Consider the following 1,164-nt stretch of genomic DNA (forward strand, 5'->3'; position numbering starts at 1 on the left):
ATTCCGCAGCCGGTGCAGGGCCGGGTTGGCCCGCCGGATCTCGTTGAGCCTGGTGATCAGCGGGGCAAGACTGCGGCCCTCGCGCTCGGCCGCCTCCCAGTCACGGGGCCTGAGCTGGTACTTCTCCGAGTCCAGATACTCCTCGCTGCCCTCCCGCACGGGGGCGTTCTCGCACAGCTCGTAGCCGCTGTACACCCCCCAGGCCGGAGAGAGGGTCGCGGCCAGGACGGCCCGGACCTCGAAGGCGGGCCGGCCGCCGTGCTGCAGATAGGCGTGCAGGATGTCCGGGGTGTTGACGAAGAGGTTGGGCCGCATGTACGAGGCCGCCTCCCCCGACAGTTCGGTGAGGTACTCCGTCAGTTCCTGCTTCGTGGTGCGCCAGGTGAAGTAGGTGTAGGACTGCTGGAAGCCGATCTGGCCGAGGGTGTGCATCATCGCGGGACGGGTGAAGGCCTCGGCGAGGAAGATCACGTCGGGGTCGGTGCGGTTGACCTCCCCGATGACCCGCTCCCAGAACACGACCGGCTTGGTGTGCGGGTTGTCCACCCGGAAGATCCGCACCCCGTACGACATCCAGTGCCGCAGCACGCGCACGGTCTCCGCGACGAGGCCGTCCATGTCGGCGTCGAAGGCGATCGGGTAGATGTCCTGGTACTTCTTCGGCGGGTTCTCCGCGTAGGCGATCGTCCCGTCGGGCCGGTGGTGGAACCACTCCGGGTGTTTGTGCACCCAGGGGTGGTCGGGGGAGCACTGCAGCGCGAAGTCGAGGGCGATCTCCAGCCCCAGTTCCCGCGCCCGCTCCACGAAGGCGGCGAAGTCCTCCAGCGTGCCCAGATCGGGGTGGATCGCGTCGTGGCCGCCCTCCGGCGAGCCGATCGCCCACGGCACCCCCACGTCGTCCGGGCCGGGATCGAGGGTGTTGTTGCGGCCCTTGCGGAACGTCGTGCCGATCGGGTGGACCGGCGGCAGGTAGACGACGTCGAAGCCCATCTTCGCGATGGCCGGCAGCCGGCGCGCGGCCGTGCGGAACGTGCCGTGCGGGCGCTCGGGGGTCCCCTCGGAACGCGGGAAGAACTCGTACCAGGCCCCGTACAGGGCCCGCTCCCGCTCCACCAGCAGCGGCAGCGGCTCGGAGGCCGTGACCAGCTCGCGCAGCGGATGCCG

The 1,164-nt window shown here is 70.0% G+C and carries 1 pseudogene; it reads right to left on the reverse strand.

Annotated elements, in window-relative coordinates:
- Positions 1-1,164, reverse strand: a pseudogene (locus IE239_RS41195) (alpha-1,4-glucan--maltose-1-phosphate maltosyltransferase); the annotation flags it as partial.

It is taken from the genome of Streptomyces humidus, assembly GCF_014649655.1.
Classification (GTDB): Bacteria; Actinomycetota; Actinomycetes; order Streptomycetales; family Streptomycetaceae; genus Streptomyces; species Streptomyces humidus.